The following is an 18,655-nucleotide window of genomic DNA, read 5'->3' as shown; positions in this document are numbered from 1 at the left end:
AATAAGGTGAAGCCCTGATCAGTAGAGACGCAAAAGCTTGCGTCTCTACCTTAAACGTTTAAGCCAAGCCTTCGTTACCGTCGACGTTTTTCAGTTTCGGGGTATTCAACTCGATTTTGCCAATGGTCTTTTTGCTACGCAGGTAATCCGCGACCACTTCCCAAATCTGCTTATTCTCAGGCACTTCTTCCTGCACGCTTGCCCAACCCGCTACCGGGTAAGTTTTTGCTGCATCCAACGGTTTTCCGCCCAATTCCATGTCAGAAACACGCTGCCCCATCTTCGCAGTAGGGTCGAAGCTGAACTTCAAGCCACCTACACGCACCATGTCCCCCCCTTGCTGGTAGTAAGGGTCTTCGTTGAACAGGTTATCCGCCACGTCTTCGAGGATGGTTTTGATCATTTCACCACTCATCTCGTTGCGCGTGACCGTGCCGTAAGTGATCGCCGTTTGGTCAGCAACGTGTTCAAAGGTGATTGGCTGACCCGGCAGCACGCTTGTGCCCCAACGGAACCCCGGTGAGAAGGCCATCGGCGCATCCAACCCTTCCATCAGCGCGTCACAGATCAATTGGTCGAACGTACCGTTGAAGTTGCCACGACGGTACAGCACGTCGTCACATACAGCGAGTTCTTCCGCCAGCTCTTTCTTGTACGGTTCGCGGATCTTGTCGATCAGCGTTTGCATGTCCTTGTTGGCTTCCAGCAGATTGGAGAACACTGGCAACAATTTGTAACGGAAATCAGCAACTTTGCCATCTTTCACATCAAGGTCGAGGACACCGAGGAATTTACCGTTGGAACCGGCATTGGTTACCAGTGTTTTACCGCCACTGTTTTCCACGACTACTGGTTGGAACACGCCGTCGTGGGTGTGACCGCCCATGATCGCGTCGATGCCGGTGACTTTGCTGGCCATTTTCAGGTCAACGTCCATACCGTTGTGGGACAGCACGATCACGACTTTGGCACCCTTGGCACGGGCAGCATCCACCGCTTCCTGCATGTCATCGTCACGGATGCCGAAGCTCCAGTCAGCCACCATGTGTTTCGGGTTGGCAACCGGCACATACGGGAAGGCTTGCCCGACAATGGCCACCGGCACACCGTTGATTTCCTTGATCACGAACGGTTCAAACACACGCTCGTCAAAGTCATTACTGAAGACGTTCTGGGCAACAAAATCAATCTTGCCCGCGAAATCCTTCTCGACGATTTCCTTAACGCGGTCAGCACCGAAGGTCATTTCCCAGTGTGGGGTCATGACATCGACACCGAGGGCAAGCTGTGCGTCTACCATGTCTTGCGCATTGGTTTTCAGCGCCGTCCACGAACCTTGCCAAGTATCGCCGCCGTCCAGCAACAGCGAGCCGGGGCGTTGTGCCCGTACTTGGTCAACCAGCGTTTTCAGGTGAGCAAACCCGCCGACCTTGCCGTATTTTTTAGCCGCTTCCACATAATCCAGATAGGTAAAGGCGTGTGCATCCATCGTTCCGGCTTCAATGCCGTATTTTTTCAGGAAATGTTCGCCAACCAAATGCGGCACTTGGCCTTTCATGCTGCCAATACCCAGATTAACTGTCGGCTCACGGAAGTAAATCGGCATCAATTGCGCGTGACAGTCGGTGTAATGCATCAAGGATACATTGCCGAATGCGGGCAGTTCATAAGGATTACCGGGGGCTTTGATATCGGTTTTACTGCCTTCCTTGCTGGCACCATCGGCAGCAAAGGCATTATTCAGGCTGAAACCGGCAACGCTGGCAGCCGCCAACATTTGCATAAATTCACGACGGGTTAGACTCACGTTCTCTCTCCTCAAACGGGCTGAAGTTGTTCTCGCTACAGGTTTACTGACGGGCTTCAGCCCAAAATATTCCATCTTTTTTGGAATATTTTGCAAGTTTTCGGCATCATGTTTGACAGAACCGCAGGAGAATTTAAATAACTATTATGTTTAGCCATTATTTTCGTTTTAACCGACTCGACCACAGGTTAGCAGAATACCGCGCCAAACTACACCGCATGGCACTAGCGTGGTGCGGTGACCCGGTACTGGCTGATGATCTGGTGCAAGACACCCTAACTAGAGCACTGGAGAAACAGGAGCAGCTCAAAGACGATGATCGCCTCGGCGCGTGGTTGTACAAAATTCTGCATAACTGCTGGATGGAACATCTGCGCACCCAACGCCCGACAATGGACATTGACGAGATGGAATTGGCCTGCACCGATTGCCCAGAAAAGCAATTAGCCGATGACCAACTGGCTGAACAAGTACGTGCTGCGGTAGAGACCTTACCCGTCGGTCAATGCCAAGTCATGACACTGATCGATTTAGAAGGATGCAGTTACGAACAAGTGTCGGCCATCCTCGACATTCCGGTGGGCACGGTGATGAGCCGCCTCAGTCGCGCCCGTGACACCATGAAAAAACGCCTGCAAGGCATACGCAATACTGACAACGTTCACTATTTACGGAGAGTGAAATGAACCCGGATCAGCTAACCATCCACGACCGCCTACACGCACTGGCGGATGGACAACTGGATGCCGAACAAAGCCGCCGCGTGCTTGCCGAAGTGGAAGCCGATATTGGCTTGCAAAAAGAGCTGTGCGACATCCAGCGCATCAAACATCTGGTCAAATCCTCCTACCCCTTGCCCGCCATGAGCAGCATGGGCAAACAGCACCAACGCCCACAAGCATGGCAACAGGCAGCGGTATACGCCTTAGTATTTGGCCTAACCTTCCTCGCCGGGGCAGGCACGACCGAATACCTGCCACGCCTGTGGCAACCTGAAGGCTTAACGCTGGAAAATGCAACGGCGCATGACAACCGTTTCATCGTATTTATCGATTCACACGAGCCAGTCAAACTGGAAAAAGCGCTGGTAAAAGCCGAAACGCTTGCCCAACAGATCGAGCACACAGAGGGTAGCGTGTATGTTGTCACGAGTGCAGAAGGCATTGATTTATTGCGTTTGGGAACAACCAAGCACGAAGGCCGCATCCTACAAATGAGCGAAACATACCCACACCTAAAATTTGTAGCGTGCAGCAATACGCTTTATTCCTTCAAGCAACGCGGGGAACTGGTTGCCCTAGTGGACGAAACAGAAATTGCTCCATCAGCCGTAGAATTTGTCGTGGATCACATGCGTGCTGGGTGGCGCTATATTGCCATTTGAAGAAATTTTGTACCTCAACCGTTTATCGTAGCTATCAAACCTATTAGCTCGCTAACCCTCCACTTGCCATAAAACTAAAAGAGAGAATATAAACCTAGACTATAAACATGTGCAGATCAAACAGAGGATTGACAGATGAAGTTTCACACAACATGGTTATTAAGCCTGTGCATGTTTATATTACTATTACCCTTCAATACTCAGGCAGCCACGCATGAGTCTGGGCTGGCTCTAACATTTGATGACGACTATGTTGATCAATGGTATGACTATTTCATCACCAACAACCAACACATCGATCTATCGAATGTGAAGGCGACGTTCTTTGTCAGCAATTTTCATCTGCTATCCAGTAGCCAGCTCACTAAACTGCGAGCACTGGCCAATGCAGGGCATGAAATTGGTAGTCACAGCTATTCCCACGGCGAAGTCAACACTAGCGACCCCACCGTCAATGACCCAGTAAAAGTCAGTGCCTACCTGAACACGCAAGTACTCCCCACCCTAACCGAAATGGTAGCAGCGGGTTTTACACCGTTAAGCTTTTCCTACCCATCCAATGGGCACACGAATGCCTATGATGATGCTATTCGCCCCTACTTTCCCTTCCTGCGAGCAGGGTACGCGGATGGAACCCGGCCTCTATCGCAACTGGATCGGCTTTATCACAACAGCGACAAGTATTACACGTTTCTAGAAGGTGACAGCATCGATAGCAGTGGCCAAAACGAACTGCCAGAAATCGAAGCGGCTTTGACTCGTGCAAAAAACAACACAGAAATTCTGACGCTCTACACACACCGTATTCAGCCCGATACCCAACCTCATGCCTACGGCCTCAGTGTTAGCAAACTCAATGGCGTTATCAGCAAAGCCAAACAGCTTGGGCTGCGCTTTTATACCTTCAGTGAAGCGTATGCCGTTGGCCCTGCCCCCAATCCACAAGGGCAAACAGGTGACCCCAACAATATCAGCGTCAGTATTGAATCGAGTAGCCGAGTACGCGTCCGCTGGAACAGTATGCCCCTCAACGATTACCTCGGCATTGTGCCAGTAGGCAGCCTGTATTGGGCGGAAGGCGCGACAACGGAAGGCAGCTCTTCCGGCAACCTAGGCATCAGCGTACCGGGTGTTCAGGCTGGTCAGGCATATACTGCGATTCTTTATTATCGCGGCAACAAAGTCGTGACCTCCGCCCCCTTTGTGATTATCCCCGGAACATCACCCACCACACGAACCCTCACCATCAACAAAACTGGCACGGGAACAGGCACGATCAGCAGTCTGCCAGCAGGCATTAATTGCGGTGCAGACTGTACAGAAAACTACACCAGTGGCGTCAGTGTCACCCTGACGGCAACAGCCGCCGCTGGCTCAACCTTTTCTGGCTGGTCAGGCGCAGGGTGCAGTGGAACACAGGCCAGTTGCGTGGTAAGCATGACAGCAGCACAAACGGTTACAGCAAATATCACAGCGAATACTCCCCCGCCGCCTCCGCCCCCATCGAACGCCGACATCAGCGTCTCCATCGAAAACACTAACCGGGTACGGCTCAACTGGAGCAATATCCCACCCCACGATTTTGTAGGTATTGTGCCTACCAGCCAAGCCAACTGGCAGCCCGGTATGTCCGGGGCAACCACCAATGGCAGCGTTTCCGCTAAACTGGGTATTACTGTTTCGGAAGCTGTCGCGGGTCAAACATACTCAGCCATTTTCTACCTGAATAATGGTCAGGTAGCAGCATCAACACCGTTCACCATCATTCCTGGAAGTACACGCTAACAAGACTCTCAATCATTGATTCTATATGCATTTCCTGTATAAACGACCTACCCCATGTCATTGAAACATGAGGTATTTTTATTTATTGACACATAGGAATTTCAAATGAATAAGTTGCTTTGTATGACCGCCCTGATGTTGGCATTTTCTGGGTCTGCCATGGCTGGTACTGGTTTAGCCTGTAAAGATATGGCGAACTCTGAAAGTTTCGAGACCGATGCCCAATTTTCTCAATGCCTGACCCAAACTGATCAAGAGTTAAACGGCTCATTCCAGGCCCTCAAGAAAAAGATGAAAGACAGAAATGTCGCTAACGACCTCAAAACCATGCAACTGGGCTGGATCAAGATGCGGGATGCCCAATGCATCGTAGAAGCACTCACCGCAAATTTGGCCAATGGCATGGAATACAGAGAAAAAACCTGCAAAATCAGGATGACGACCGAGCGCACCGATCAACTAGACGCCATTGCAGACAAGTTATAATCGCTTAGAAACTACACTAACAGAATGCTTACGGGTGCTGCTGACTTTTGCTGGCAGCATCACCCCAGTCAAGGTTATTGCAGGCTTCGCACTCTTCTTCCAACACGCCCATCCACACCAGCAAGGCATGGACTTTGCAGCCCGCACAAAACCCCAGTACGGTTTCCATCCACATAAAGCCAAAGCATACCCACACCATCACCAGCGGAATCCATGACGGCATGTAGTTATAGGTTTCGGGCAATAATTCACTTCCGGCTACGGCATTGACCCAACCCGCAAACACTTCCGGGTTGAAGAAGATCAGGCAGGTAATAATAAAACTCGCGCCAATCGACCATGCAAAACGCTTTGGTAATAACGGTTTCCACACCGGGCGTAAATTTTTAGCCAGAAAACTACTGAGTAAGATGGTGGGTGACAAGCGTGATGTGCGCACGAACATACCCGAAATCATTTCAAACAACGCATACAGCAGCACCAAGGTTTGCGTACTGTAATCAAAGGTACGTTTAACCGCTTCGACACTGTAAATTATGCGTCCATCAAAATCGGTTTCCAGCGTGTCAGTAATCACCTCGCCTGTCACCACCCAATCTGCGCCAAAAATAGCATCGAATAGCGTAAACGCCATGTAAATCGGAATAGCAAGCAAAAGCCCCGCACGAATCCGCACCGCAGTATCATTAATATAGGGGCTGACTTCGTTGCGATCGCGGAACCACAAATCTTTACAGCAAGTAATAATCCAATTTATCATGAGTCACGCCCATCTGTGCCGATAGCCAATATAAAGCTGGCTTAGTACAACCCGCCTTATTCCCGCCAAACCGCCATTACGGTTTCAGTAGCTGATACCCTTGCGATTGCAAGCGCCCGGCCTCTGCTACACCGGACGGAATCACGTCTTCCGGCTTGGCATCATACAAGTCCTCAAACTTGATTTTACGCCCAATCAAAGTGTTGTAACACACCTCGAATTTCACGCCTTTTTCCTTCAGTTCGGCAATTTTGGCGGGCAGCTTGGCGTCGGCATTCATCTCCACCTGCTTGGCAGTGGTCAGCAAGCCGAGACCGTCGCCGTTCATCACAATGACTGCATCGGTTTTCTTGCCGGTTGCATCCAGTGCCTTGATGTAATTGCTGACGTTACCCAGCACGCCCATGTACTTCTTTTCGTCGCCATCCATGCTGACATGGACGATAACTTTTTCCGCACCTGCGTAATAATCATCGGCGACCTTGGGGGCTGGTACACCAGGGTCGAATTTCGCCTCCTCTGCGCTCGCCACCTGCGTCAGCAAGCTGCCAGCCATGAACATGCTGAATAGTATTGGTTTTAGCATGATTTTCTCCTCCTACGGTTGATAAAATTATCGTCTTATTCAAATTCCATCTCGCGAAACACCATGCCAGCATTAGCCAGCGATAGCTCGTCGAACGTATCAAGGTGGGCAAAAGCACTTTGGTCGATCTTATAGGCATCTTGTAAGGTGCCACCGTTTTCGAGAATCTCCCCGACCTTGGTGCGTAGGTATACCAAATAATCTTTAGTGTATTGCGTGACTTCTGCCAAATTGGTGGGGCTGCCGTGTCCGGGAATAATGTGAGTGGGTTTGAGCGCTTCGAGTTTTGCCCAAGTGTCGATCCACGCATCAGTATCGGTATCTTCAAACAGGGGCAACAGGCGTTCATGAAATGCCACATCACCGCTAATCAGCAATTGCTTATCAGGCATCCATAACATAATGTCACCGGGGCTGTGTGCTGAACCGATACGTAAGGCTTGTATTTTCCATGAGCCAAGGCTTAAGTCCATGCTGTCTTCGCTGAGGATAACATCAGGCTTGGAAAGCTCGGTGCGGTAGGCTTTATCACGGCTACGGGCACGCATTAAAGCAATCAGGTCAGCACCACGTTGCTCGACTTCGTGCCATGCATCTTGGTGCATAATGACCTTCGCCCCCTGCTCCTGCCAATAATTCATACCAAGCATGGCGTGGCCTTGCCCATTCTCCAGCAACACGTATTTGACGGGCTGATCGGTGCGTTGTTTGATTTCGTCATGCAGGGCTTGTGCCAACAGGTAATTGTCACCAGCATTCATGACCACAACACCTGCATCCGTAATCACGAAGGAAAGGTTATTGTTGTGCCCGCTATTGTCGTAGGAAGGCGGAGCGGTTGCGCCAATCGCTGACCATACGCCGGGAATGACCTCGACGGGTTTGCTATAAAGGAATGAATCGAGGGCTTTGTCGTTTTCTTCGACGGGCAACCCAGCGTCTTTCCATGCAAAAAAGCCATCAGCGTAGTTTTTAACATTGGTGTAGCCAAGTTTCATTAAAGTATCAGCGGCGAGTGGGCTGCGTTGGTTTACGCCGCAATACACCACAATCGGGATATTTTTATCGGGTAACTGCTCGGTGGCGTGCATTTCCAGCCAACCGCGCATGAGGTTACGGTGACGTGGCGCATCAATACTGCCACCCAGTAGCGTGATTTCTTGTGGGGTACGCACGTCAATAAGCTGGGTTTCGGGGTGCTTTTGTAGCAAGGCCTTGAGTTCAGGCGTATTGACATTGGTGATGCGTTGATTGACCTCATCCAGCAGTTGCTTGGCTTGTTCGGTGAGAGCCGGGGCTTCACGCAAGACGGGGGCGGCGGGCGTGTCGGCACTGACCTTTTCGGCTTCAGGCGGCTGCATCCCTTCCTGTTCCAGCGACAGGTAGACCTGATAAGCATTCTTGCGGTTGGCTTCTGCAAACGCTGGCATGTCGATAAACTCACCCCAGTCGGTAGCTTCATAGGCTTCATCAAACGGGGTCATATCTTCTACGGCCTTGCCCATTGTTTCACGCAAGAATTCGATGTAATGGGCGGTGGTTTTGATAACCTCTTGGGGTTTTTTGGACATCGGGCCGTGACCGGGAATCATTGCTGTCAGCTTGCTTTGCGACATTTCCTTAAGACGTTCCAGCCAAACTTTGGTATTGGCATCGCCGACATAGGGCACACGGCCTTCAAAAATCAGGTCGCCGATCAGCAATACGCCATCCGGCTCAACCAACACACTTTGGTCGCCGTCCGAGTGCGCTTTGCCATTGAAAATCAGTTTGAGGGTAACGCCACCGAAGTTAATCTCTTCATTGCCTTCCACATAACGGTCAGGTTTGACGATATGGGTATCGGCATTCACCCACGGGGCAAGCGAGGTACGGCGCTCTTCCAACAAGGTCTGGGTATTCTCGGCATTGAGATAGTCCTCAGCACCAGCGGGGGCAATGATTTCCGCACCCATGTCCTTGAACACTTGCAGGCCGTAAACATGATCAGCGTGGTAATGGCTGACAATGACCTTTTTTACTGGCTTGTCAGTCACTTTTTTGAGTTTTTGCAGGAATAGTTGTGCAAGTGCTGGTGAACCGAGGGTATCGAACAGGATCACACCCTCATCGGTGACGATCACCGCAGCATTGGAAATAAAACCGTGATTCTGGGTAGCTGCACCGGGCGCACCTTGAACATAGTAGACGTGCTCGGAAACCTTGATGAGTTCCATCACGACCGGCGGAAGTTTGTCATCAGCACGGGCATTCAGCCCCAGCAACAAACAGAAAATAGCGATAAATGCGGCAATGGCTCGCATGATTCCTCCGGTATTGAATGAGAGGAAAATGACACGGTAGAGACGCAATAGCTTGCGTCTCTACGAATTAACCAACAGTAGCGGGTTAGGCTACGTCTGCTTCGGCGGAATCTTTTTCGCCCTTGTTGTCTGTCCACGACAGTTTCACCTTGTCGCCCGCTTTGCCTGCGTAGCTGAACGCGAGGTAAGGGTTCTTGGAAACAGAGCCACCCCAGTTAGCCGTCAGGACGGTCTTATCACCCGCCGTGACAATGATTTCCTTAATGAAATGCGCTGGAACCAGTTCCCCGGTTTTTTTATCCTTGCGCTGCCCGGTTTCCATTGGGTGAGTCATCAAGGCTTTGACTTCGACTGCCCCATCTTTAGCTGAGGCTTTGAGTTTAATGCTAGACATGTGTTTGCTCCTCTGAATTAGCCGCCGCAGCCGCCGATGGTTTTTTCCTACAGTTGTACCCGCTACACCAGAGGTAACGGTCACCGGTACGACTGCACCATTTTCAGCAATTTCAGGGGCTTTGATTTTAACGTCACCGGAATCTTCTGGGGTAAGCGCCATCACTTTCAGGGCATCTTCCATCGACTTTGCATCGAATGCACCGCCGCCCTCTGCCATGACCATGCCCGGCGTCAACAAGCCAGCACTCACCGCAAGGCCAGCTGCACTAGCCGCTAATGTACCCTGCAAAAATGTTCTACGTTTCATAGGTTCCTCTCTAGAGATGTATTACTAACATTCAGGTAGTAAGACGTAACGTATCGTGAAAATATTCCGTTTTTTTGAAAAATTCTCATAAAAAAACCCGGCACGAAGCCGGGTTCCATCGATTGTCAGATCGAACGTAAGCGTGTTACTTACGTGAACCAGGGCCGTTCCATTCTAGGCCGTTGGACGTATAAGTAAGGAAATATTCCAGTGCTTTATATTCATCACTTTGTGGTTTGAACTTATTGGCACGAACCATGGTATTACAACCCATGAAACGGTTATGCAACGTTGTGATTTCACCATCTGCTGAACGGTACGTTGGCCAATGGGTAACATGCCCCAAGGATGGGCTGAGCAAATCCGCACGGATCATCTTACCCGCGTTGCTGGTATGGCAATCTGCGCAAGACATATTCAACTGACCACGCTTGGCGTAGTAGAAGGTTTTGCCTTTTTCGTACCAATCCACTGCCTTGCCTTCCGGTGTCGATACAGCAATTTTGCTGCCACGATTTTCCATGGCAATATAGGCCATCAGTTGGGCGATTTTGCCTTTATTCAGGAATGGCTTGCCATCTTTATCCACAAAGCCTTCGCCATCACCTGCTTTCTTACAGGCATCCAGCGCACCTTCTGCGGTAACAATGGTGTCTTTTTCGGCATCATAGAACGGGTATTTAGTACGGATTGCTTTGATATCACCCATGCAATCAGCGTAGGTTTTACCATCTTTAAACGGGGTTTCCCACATGGTCTTACCCGCATCAATATCCGGCTCATAAGGCGGGAACTCTTCCATAGACTGCCATTGCTCTTTCAAGCCAGCATCTAGGGCATAAGCACCGTCTTTGAAATCTTCAAAAGGTACGTCTTTAAAGGTTGTTTTGAAATAATCTTGATAGGCCGTCAAATCTTCTGCTGGACCAGCTTGCACGGTACCCAATGCAGAGATGCTCAAAACCAAGGCAACGGCTGCTGCTGTAAATACTTGTTTCATAAGAATCTCCTCCAGTTAGGCAACATCAGCTTCAGCGGAATCTTTCTCGCCCTTGTTGTCTGTCCACGACAGTTTCACCTTGTCGCCCGCTTTGCCTGCGTAGCTGAACGCGAGGTAAGGGTTCTTGGAAACAGAGCCACCCCAGTTAGCCGTCAGGACGGTCTTATCACCCGCCGTGACAATGATTTCTTTAATGAAATGCGCTGGAACCAGTTCCCCGGTTTTTTTATCCTTGCGCTGCCCAGTTTCCATTGGGTGAGTCATCAAGGCTTTGACTTCGACTGCCCCATCTTTGGCTGAGGCTTTGAGTTTAATGCTAGACATGTGTTTGCTCCTCTGAATTAGCCGCCGCAGCCGCCGATGGTGACTTTAACTTCCTGCTTCGCGGTGTAGGATTTATCGCCTGCTTTTGCGATTGCCACCACGTTGGCTGTTTTACCCATTTTGATACGGGTGGAAACTTCAGGGGATGTACCTTCTGCCAGAATAAAAGTCGCTGCCAGTGGGGTCGGGTTGCCATCAACCAGAATACTGATTTCGGTTGTGCCCGCGACACCTGAGGTAACGGTCACCGGTACGACTGCACCATTTTCAGCAATTTCAGGGGCTTTGATTTTAACGTCACCGGAATCTTCTGGGGTAAGCGCCATCACTTTCAGGGCATCTTCCATCGACTTTGCATCGAATGCACCGCCGCCCTCTGCCATGACCATGCCCGGCGTCAACAAGCCAGCACTCACCGCAAGGCCAGCTGCACTAGCCGCTAATGTACCCTGCAAAAATGTTCTACGTTTCATAAAATTCCTCTCTCCAAGAATTCAGTGAATATTTAAAAATTACAGGGTTGAAATGAAGTCAACGACCTTATCAAGCTGCTCATCGTTCAGGATGCCCATCGGACCAAAAGGAATCATGATGGTATTAGGATTGGCAACACGAGCATCATAGATTTGTGCTTTCAGTTTAGCCTTATCTGGGAAACGAGCCGCCATAGCAATCAAAGGTGGACCGATATTACCCGGCAACTCACCACCTGCAATCATGTGGCACGCCAAACAGTTGCCAAGAGCACGATCAAAAGCCAGATCCTTACCTGTTACTTCTTTTTTTTCTTCCGCCGGTTTTGCATCTGCTTTAGCAGCATCTGCTTTTTTAGCGCCATCAGCTGCATAAGCAGATGTGACACCGACACCTAAAGCCAACACCGAAACCGTTGTTGACATAACTAAAATGCGAAAAAATTCCCGCATAACTACCTCCTCTCTAACAGAACCATTATGATTAAAATCAAACCTCAAGCTTGTAAATTAAGATTGCACTCCTCATGTCACCTTAAAACTTGAGATATATCAATAGTCAGACATTGAGCTTAACCGATTGTGGTAAAACACGCAAAAAAACTTTAATAAAACCAATTGATTATAAGAATATAACGATATTCTTATATCATTTAAGGTCAATATATCAAAACTTATCCAATTGCTTCTGCTGGGACTCCATGCGCTCGATGTCACGTGCCATGGCTTGCAATTGGGCACTGGTCTGCGCGGGATTACCAGGCAAACGTGAAGCTTGTTCAAGAATGGCGCGAGCATGTTTGTACTCCCCCATTCGCAGGCTGCGCTCAGCAGCAGAGCGATAAGCTTCCACAGGTTGACCTGCTTGCTCAGCAACTCGCTGGCGGACTTCGAGGAATTCCAAACTGGTTTGCTCGGTCAGGCGGGCACGGCTCATGAGTTGCCAAGCTTTTGCCGATTGCTGGTTGGCTAGTAATGCCTCTGCCAGTGGCACGAGAATAGCCTCCTGACCGGGATAAGCGTTTGCCAGCGGAGTCAACAGGGCTTCAGTATCGGTATAACGTTGTGAGATATTGAGCGCCTCAGCAATGGTCAAAGCAACCGGAAGTTCCCGAGACTGTGTACCTAATAGTTGCAAGACAGCCTTGGCATTACCCCGGTGTAACTGACTGGCAGCTTCGGCATATTGCGCCAGTTGCGGATTGCCATGAGCCACCCGCGAGGAGCCAGACGTGGTAATAGCCCGCAGTTTTTCCCGTGCATAAAGGTAATCACCATCCTCGCGTACTGGGCGCTTGCCTAACTGGTTGGCACGCTCGCGAGTATCACTCAAGCGGTCGATGCTCTGTGGGTGAGTACGCAGATACTGCGTAATATCGCCATTCACATCGGAAGTACGCCGATCAAGCTTTTCCATGAACAATGGCATAGCCTGAGGATCCAACCCCGCTCCAGCCAGAATGCGCAAACCTGTCCGGTCAGCCTCGGTTTCCATCTGACGGCTAAAGCTGAGTTGGCGATGAAATTCACTGGCAATCGCCCCCGTAATAATAGCTTGGGCTGCTTCTGGACTTTTGCTGGCAGCAGCAGCACCCGCAAGGACACCAAGGCCGGTAAGCAGTGGATTACTCTTCCCCCCTGCCATCATTCGCGCAATATGGCGTTGGGAAACGTGGGCAATTTCATGAGCGATCACCGCTGCCAACTCACTTTCCGATTCTGTATTAAGGATCAAACCTGAATGGATAACCACCACCCCGCCGGGCATGGCGTAGGCATTGATTTCAGCGTTCTTGACGATCAGGAAATAGTAATTGCCAATGCCACCGGGAGCTTGTGCCGCTAAACGGTTGCCCAAGGCTCGTAACCAACCGCTGAGCTCAGGGTCTTCTACCACTGGCTCACTACCGCGTAATTCGCGGATCAGCTTTACGCCAAGCACAGACTCTTCGGTGCTGCTAAGGGTATTGTTAGCAAAATCGCCGAGATCGGGAAGGTTTAGGGTCGGCACGTCCAGATCAAGTGCGGCAAATGCGCTGGTACTTAGGCCAAACGCGACCAGACCGGTTAATATCAGGTGTTTCATCATCAAACTGACTTCCGTATGCGAGACCCTAACTATAATAGCAATGCAACGGAAAGTATCTTTTCCTGTATCCACACCGACATTCGGTCACGGGAAATTTGCATTATGGTGGTTCTATGCTGTAATCCCCGTTTGGCCTGAACAGGAACCTGCCCGTGTACCATCTGCTGGAACAACGCCTGCGCGAGATTGACACCAATCAACTGTACCCTTACCTGCGCAATGCCCGCACGGGGCTGGAAAAAGAAAGCCTGCGCGTCACCCCCGATAACCGTCTTTCCCAGCGTGATCACCCCAAAGTACTCGGTTCTGCCCTGACCCATCCGTGGATCACCACCGATTACGCCGAATCCCTGATTGAATTGATTACCCCACCGCAGGAACGGGCGGCGCAAGCGCTGGATTTCTTGCTGAATATCGAAACGTTTGTGTACCAGCAACTGGAAGACGAACGCCTGTGGACGACCAGTATGCCCTGCGTGCTGGCGGGTGAAGACGACATCCGCATTGCCGAGTACGGCAACTCCAACGCCGGGCGCATGAAGCATATTTACCGCGAAGGGCTGGCTTGGCGTTATGGCAAAGCGATGCAAGTCATCGCCGGGATTCACTTCAACTACTCCATCGACGAGGCATTCTGGCAACCCTGGCAGCAAGTGCAAGGTGATCAAGGTGAGTTGCGCACCTTCCGCGATGCACAATACATGGCACTGGTGCGCAACCTGCAACGTTACGGCTGGCTAATCATTTACTTATTCGGCACTTCCCCTGCGATTTGCAAAAGCTTCCTCGGCAATCGCCCCGCCCCAGAAGGCATGGAGGCTTTCAACGAATACACCCTGTACGAGCCGTTTGGCACCTCCTTGCGGATGGGCAATATCGGTTACACCAATAGCAAGGAAAACAAAACCGGCGTCAAGGTGTGTTACAACACGCTGGAAACTTACATCAGCAGTTTACGCCGCGCCATTACCACGCCCTGCCCCATCTACGGGGAGATTGGCGTCAAGGTCGCAGGCGAATACCGCCAATTGAACGCCAATACCCTGCAAATTGAAAACGAGTACTACAGCACGGTACGCCCCAAGCAGCCCTTGCAAGGTTTCGAGAAGCCGACCGATGCACTGGAAAAACGCGGCATTGCCTACGTGGAATTGCGCTCTATTGATGTGAACGCCTTCCACCCCGCCGGATTAACCCGCCGCCAACTGTTTTTCCTCGAAGTCTTCATGCATTTTTGCCTACTACAGGAAAGCCCGCTGGTCTCTGCCGAAGAGTTTGAGGTCATCAACCACAATCAGATGCTCACCGCGCATCGCGGACGTGACCCAGAAGTGCGCTTAAGCTGTCTGGGCAAGAGTGTATTGCTGCGTGACCATGCACGGGAATTACTGCAAGCCATGCGTCCGGTGGCCGAAATGCTCAACACCGTGCACGGAGAAGACTGTTACACCGACTGTCTGGATAGCCAGATCCAGCTTGCTTACAATCCCGACATTACCCCGTCGGCGCGAATGCTGGAAGAAATGCACGCCAATCAGGAAAGTTTCTTTGAATTTGCCCAGCGAAAATCTGACGAGCACCGTGATTATTTCTTGAAACGTGAGCTTGATCCTGCGTTGGCAGAGGAATTTCAGCAACTCGCGGCAACCTCGTTAATCCGCCAGCAAGCTATTGAAGACAGCGAAGAAATGGATTTTGACAGCTTCCTGAATGCCTACCTTTCGGGGACTTCGGCTGACATAAAAAATTAACCAAACAATCATCCGATTTTTGTTACAAGCGACAGAAAACTGGGGTACACTCTGAATAACTTGCCTGATACTTGAAAGTTTATTGTGTTTGCTTACTGCTACAACAGCCTAAACTTACAGGTTTCACAGTGCATAACCTATCGCACCACAATGGTCGATCGTTATCAGGTAATTTGGTGTGACTGATTATCTATAACGTAAATTCCCGAGCAGCACACGCTTTTATGAGATGACAAACAGTGAATATTTACGTTGGCAACCTGCCCTATAAAATTACCGAAAACGACTTGCGCGACCTGTTCTCCGCTTATGGCGAAGTAACCAGCGTTAGCATGATCAAAGACAAAATGACGGGGCAATCCAAGGGCTTCGGTTTTGTTGACATGCCAGACGGTGCTGAAGGTAATGCAGCTATTCAAGGTCTGAACGAGCAAGCTGTTCAAGGCCGCAACATCAAAGTTAACGAAGCAAAGCCACGCGAAGATCGTCCACGTGACGGCGGCGGCCGTGGTGGTTTCGGCGGCGGTAGCCGTGACGGCGGCGGTAGCCGTGGTGGTTTCGGCGGCGGCAGCCGTGATGGTGGCGGTAGCCGTGACGGCGGCGGTAGCCGTGGTGGTTTCGGTGGCGGTAGCCGTGACGGCGGTGGCCGTGGTGGTTTCGGCGGTGGTAACGGCGGCGGTGGCTACCGTTAATTCCGTTAAGCGATAACTGTTTCGCGGGGCAGGCTCAAGGTTTCCTTTAGCCTGCCTTTTCAATACCTGCTGGCAAAAGAACCGGACATTCGATAGACAAGTGCTTATTCCTGCCGGTTTCTCCGTTTATTATCTTCACCTTTGATTTAGCAACACCACACGTTTTTGCCAAAAATTTCACAAGGTGTGCGTTAGCTTTGCCATCCACGGGCGGGGCTGTAATCCTGATACGAATCCGATCTTCCTGCACTTCAGCAAATTCATCCCGACTCGCTTTGGGCTGCACCCGCACAAACAGGTGCAACACATCATCTTCCCAACGGTAAAATTCCGTCGCCATGCCTTACAAGCCGACTGACTGAAGCACAATCAATACAATGTACAACAGCAGCATAGCCGCCATCGGCGACATATCCACCATACCGATGGTCGGTACCACCTTACGGATCGGGCGTAGTAAAGGATCCGTCAAGCTATTCAATACATCGGCCATCGGATTACCATAACTGTTTCCTACCCAACTCAATACAGCCTGAATGATCAACGCGAAGATGTAGATCTGGATAACGGTACGCAATAAATCCACAATCGCATAAACCAGTACCACTGGCAAATTAGCATCACTGCCTTGCAAAGCCACGAGCAGGAGAACCTGAATAACTTTCAAGCCCAGCGCCAACACAATCGCCGCCGTATCCAGCTTGCCAATCGCCGGAATAAGACGCCGTAACGGCACCAACACCGGGTTAGTAATCTTGACCAAAAATTGTGACAGCGGGTTGTAAAAATTAGCGCGTGACAAGGCCAACAGGAAACGGATCAGCACCGCCCCGATATAAAGCGAGAATAAGGTTTGCACCAAAAAAACGCCGACATTCTGTAAGGCTTCCATGTAAAACGATCCCCAATAAATATGGATGAGTAATGATTAACTGTTGGCGGCTGCCAATTCTCGGGAACGGCTTTCTGCCGCCTGCAATGCCTGTACGAACAAGTCCTGCAAACCACCGCCGGTCAACACCTTGAGGGCTGCCTCGGTCGTACCGCCTTTCGAGGTAACTTTATGGCGCAGTTCGGCTGGCATATCGCCACTTTCCAGCGCCAGTTTGGCAGCGCCCAAGGCCGTTTGCATGATTAGCAAGTGCGCGTCTTCAGCACGGATTCCCAATTGTTCGGCAGCGGTTTGCATCGCCTCCATCACCAAGAAGAAATAGGCCGGGCCACTGCCAGAAATCGCCGTGACTGCATCCAGCTTGATTTCATCGTCAAACCACAAGGTAATACCGACCGCACGCAGGATGCTTTCCGCCACGCTACGCTGCTTTTCAGACGCCTGCGGGTTGGCGTAAAGACCCGTTGCCCCGGCTTGCACCAATGCGGGCGTATTCGGCATACAACGCACAATCGCCTGATTGCCGCCCAACCAGCGGTTCAGCGCTGCTTCGCGGATACCGGCGGCGATGGAAATAAACAACGGGCGGCTGCGTTGAGCCGCTTCAGCCAGCGTTTCGGTCACGGCGCACATGATTTGTGGCTTGACCGCTAGCACTACCACATCCGCGCCTTGCATGGCTTCGAGATTATCAGTCGTGGTCAGCACATCCGGCCAGTGTTTGTGAATAGCATCGAGTTGTTGCAGATCAGGGTCAGCCACGCGCAAGACGACGTTCGCCTTGTCTTGTAACAGGCCAACAATCAGGCTGCGAGCCATATTACCAGCGCCAATAAAGGTAATGGTGGTGGGTTTTTGTGTGATTTGAGGTATGTCCATGTGCGCTCTTTACTTTGTGTCGGTTAGCGGATTTCCGTAATAATGGGTACATTCTACTATTTTCAAGGACAATAATGGAAAATCTGCTTTTACTGGGGTTACTTGGCTTGGGTTTTTGGTTCTGGATCGACTCAATGAACGCCAAAGAACGGGCAGTGGAGGCTGCCATACGTGCCTGCCGCGAGATTGACGTGCAGTTATTGGATCAAACCGTGGCGCTGGAAAGCATGAAACCTGCCCGCAACCGTCAGGGGCATCTGGTCTGGCGGCGCATTTACGGCTTTGAATACAGCAAGCGCGGGATTGAACGGCGGCACGGACGAGCCATCCTGCGTGGTCGGGTGCTGGAACAGGTACAAGTCGACCGGGACGATGGCACAACGATTGAGCAGTTTGACTACTCCCCACGGCTAAAGCCGGGGGATTCCTAATTCACCGAGAACAGGACGACGACACCGAAATGCCATCGCCACTAACATTCTCTCCAAAGGCTAACACCGCCAGCCCGGCGGCTAAAATGTTACGTGCTGCATTCACGTCACGGTCGTGGGTTGTGCCGCATTCGGGGCACTCCCACGATCGCACGTCCAGCGGCATGTTTTCTTTCACGAACCCACAGCAGGAACAGCGTTTAGTGGACGGGAAGAATCTCCCTATCTCAACGTATGTCCTCCCGTACCAGCCAGCTTTGTACGCAAGCTGGCGAGTGAACTCACCCCAACTTGCATCCGCAATGTGCTT

General features: G+C 50.9%; 21 protein-coding genes. 7 read left to right on the top strand and 14 right to left on the bottom strand.

The window, feature by feature from the left end; translation table 11 throughout:
• Positions 1-58: 58 nt before the first annotated feature.
• Positions 59-1,807, bottom strand: coding sequence for a thiosulfohydrolase SoxB (gene soxB, locus Q394_RS0113035; protein WP_028489660.1), 1,749 nt, complete (start codon positions 1,805-1,807; stop codon positions 59-61).
• Between the two features lie 146 nt (positions 1,808-1,953).
• On the opposite strand from soxB, the gene Q394_RS0113030 reads away from it, so the two are divergent.
• From Q394_RS0113030 to Q394_RS0113015, 4 genes are all read left to right on the top strand, one after another.
• Positions 1,954-2,493 carry an RNA polymerase sigma factor gene (locus Q394_RS0113030; RefSeq protein WP_028489659.1) on the top strand — a complete coding sequence of 180 codons (540 nt, stop codon included), beginning with the start codon at positions 1,954-1,956 and terminating at the stop codon, positions 2,491-2,493.
• Positions 2,490-3,191 carry a hypothetical protein gene (locus Q394_RS0113025; protein ID WP_028489658.1) on the top strand — a complete coding sequence of 234 codons (702 nt, stop codon included), beginning with the start codon at positions 2,490-2,492 and terminating at the stop codon, positions 3,189-3,191. The genes Q394_RS0113030 and Q394_RS0113025 overlap by 4 nt, the downstream gene beginning before the upstream one ends.
• Before the next feature lie 135 nt (positions 3,192-3,326).
• The gene (locus tag Q394_RS0113020) at positions 3,327-4,976 is read left to right on the top strand and encodes a polysaccharide deacetylase family protein (RefSeq protein WP_028489657.1); all 1,650 of its coding nucleotides are present in this window, start codon (positions 3,327-3,329) and stop codon (positions 4,974-4,976) included.
• Positions 4,977-5,081: 105 nt separating this feature from the next.
• Positions 5,082-5,462, top strand: coding sequence for a lysozyme inhibitor LprI family protein (locus Q394_RS0113015; RefSeq protein ID WP_028489656.1), 381 nt, complete (start codon positions 5,082-5,084; stop codon positions 5,460-5,462).
• Between the two features lie 28 nt (positions 5,463-5,490).
• Here the strand turns inward: Q394_RS0113015 and Q394_RS0113010 are convergent, their stop codons facing one another.
• The 9 genes from Q394_RS0113010 to Q394_RS21575 form a co-directional block, all read right to left on the bottom strand.
• Positions 5,491-6,222 (bottom strand): DUF4395 domain-containing protein, encoded by a 732-nt coding sequence (locus Q394_RS0113010; protein ID WP_028489655.1) that lies wholly within the window; start codon positions 6,220-6,222, stop codon positions 5,491-5,493.
• A gap of 76 nt (positions 6,223-6,298) precedes the next feature.
• Positions 6,299-6,808 carry a DsrE family protein gene (locus tag Q394_RS0113005; RefSeq protein ID WP_084260470.1) on the bottom strand — a complete coding sequence of 170 codons (510 nt, stop codon included), beginning with the start codon at positions 6,806-6,808 and terminating at the stop codon, positions 6,299-6,301.
• Between the two features lie 35 nt (positions 6,809-6,843).
• The gene (locus tag Q394_RS21990) at positions 6,844-9,111 is read right to left on the bottom strand and encodes an MBL fold metallo-hydrolase (RefSeq protein ID WP_084260469.1); all 2,268 of its coding nucleotides are present in this window, start codon (positions 9,109-9,111) and stop codon (positions 6,844-6,846) included.
• A gap of 85 nt (positions 9,112-9,196) precedes the next feature.
• A complete protein-coding gene (gene soxZ / locus Q394_RS22900; RefSeq protein ID WP_245606792.1) occupies positions 9,197-9,814 on the bottom strand; it encodes a thiosulfate oxidation carrier complex protein SoxZ in 618 nt (205 codons plus the stop codon).
• A 145-nt stretch (positions 9,815-9,959) separates the two neighbouring features.
• Positions 9,960-10,814, bottom strand: a complete 855-nt coding sequence (gene soxA / locus Q394_RS0112985) for a sulfur oxidation c-type cytochrome SoxA (protein WP_028489653.1) — start codon at positions 10,812-10,814, stop codon at positions 9,960-9,962.
• Positions 10,815-10,829: 15 nt separating this feature from the next.
• Entirely contained in the window at positions 10,830-11,138 is a 309-nt protein-coding gene (soxZ, locus tag Q394_RS0112980; RefSeq protein ID WP_028489652.1) for a thiosulfate oxidation carrier complex protein SoxZ, read from the bottom strand.
• Between the two features lie 17 nt (positions 11,139-11,155).
• Positions 11,156-11,611 carry a thiosulfate oxidation carrier protein SoxY gene (gene soxY / locus Q394_RS0112975; protein ID WP_028489651.1) on the bottom strand — a complete coding sequence of 152 codons (456 nt, stop codon included), beginning with the start codon at positions 11,609-11,611 and terminating at the stop codon, positions 11,156-11,158.
• 39 nt (positions 11,612-11,650) lie between these two features.
• A complete protein-coding gene (soxX, locus tag Q394_RS20320) occupies positions 11,651-12,064 on the bottom strand; it encodes a sulfur oxidation c-type cytochrome SoxX (protein ID WP_245606791.1) in 414 nt (137 codons plus the stop codon).
• A gap of 214 nt (positions 12,065-12,278) precedes the next feature.
• Positions 12,279-13,700: a M48 family metalloprotease gene (locus Q394_RS21575; RefSeq protein ID WP_051543425.1), complete on the bottom strand. Its 1,422-nt coding sequence runs from the start codon at positions 13,698-13,700 to the stop codon at positions 12,279-12,281.
• A gap of 152 nt (positions 13,701-13,852) precedes the next feature.
• On the opposite strand from Q394_RS21575, the gene gshA reads away from it, so the two are divergent.
• Both gshA and Q394_RS0112955 read left to right on the top strand, forming a co-directional pair.
• Positions 13,853-15,451 (top strand): glutamate--cysteine ligase, encoded by a 1,599-nt coding sequence (gshA, locus tag Q394_RS0112960; protein ID WP_028489650.1) that lies wholly within the window; start codon positions 13,853-13,855, stop codon positions 15,449-15,451.
• Positions 15,452-15,690: 239 nt separating this feature from the next.
• Positions 15,691-16,143 carry an RNA recognition motif domain-containing protein gene (locus Q394_RS0112955; protein WP_028489649.1) on the top strand — a complete coding sequence of 151 codons (453 nt, stop codon included), beginning with the start codon at positions 15,691-15,693 and terminating at the stop codon, positions 16,141-16,143.
• Positions 16,144-16,189: 46 nt separating this feature from the next.
• Here the strand turns inward: Q394_RS0112955 and Q394_RS0112950 are convergent, their stop codons facing one another.
• The 3 genes from Q394_RS0112950 to proC are packed head-to-tail and all read right to left on the bottom strand — an operon-like array spanning position 16,190 to position 17,914.
• Positions 16,190-16,483, bottom strand: coding sequence for a DUF167 family protein (locus Q394_RS0112950; protein WP_028489648.1), 294 nt, complete (start codon positions 16,481-16,483; stop codon positions 16,190-16,192).
• A gap of 3 nt (positions 16,484-16,486) precedes the next feature.
• Complete coding sequence (locus Q394_RS0112945; protein ID WP_028489647.1) at positions 16,487-17,035, bottom strand: YggT family protein; 549 nt, start codon at positions 17,033-17,035, stop codon at positions 16,487-16,489.
• 36 nt (positions 17,036-17,071) lie between these two features.
• A complete protein-coding gene (gene proC / locus Q394_RS0112940; RefSeq protein WP_028489646.1) occupies positions 17,072-17,914 on the bottom strand; it encodes a pyrroline-5-carboxylate reductase in 843 nt (280 codons plus the stop codon).
• Between the two features lie 74 nt (positions 17,915-17,988).
• Here proC and Q394_RS0112935 point away from each other — a divergent pair, with 74 nt between their 5' ends.
• Positions 17,989-18,345 (top strand): DUF3301 domain-containing protein, encoded by a 357-nt coding sequence (locus tag Q394_RS0112935; RefSeq protein WP_028489645.1) that lies wholly within the window; start codon positions 17,989-17,991, stop codon positions 18,343-18,345.
• 1 nt (position 18,346) lies between these two features.
• Here Q394_RS0112935 and Q394_RS20310 read toward each other — a convergent pair.
• Positions 18,347-18,655, bottom strand: a 309-nt coding sequence (locus Q394_RS20310) for an RNA-guided endonuclease TnpB family protein (protein WP_038141527.1), incomplete at its 5' end; no start/stop codon positions are given.

The sequence above is a fragment of the Thiothrix lacustris DSM 21227 genome, assembly GCF_000621325.1.
Classification (GTDB): Bacteria; Pseudomonadota; Gammaproteobacteria; order Thiotrichales; family Thiotrichaceae; genus Thiothrix; species Thiothrix lacustris.
The sequence above is the reverse complement of the archived record's forward strand: the minus strand, read 5'-3'. Positions and strand labels throughout refer to the sequence as shown.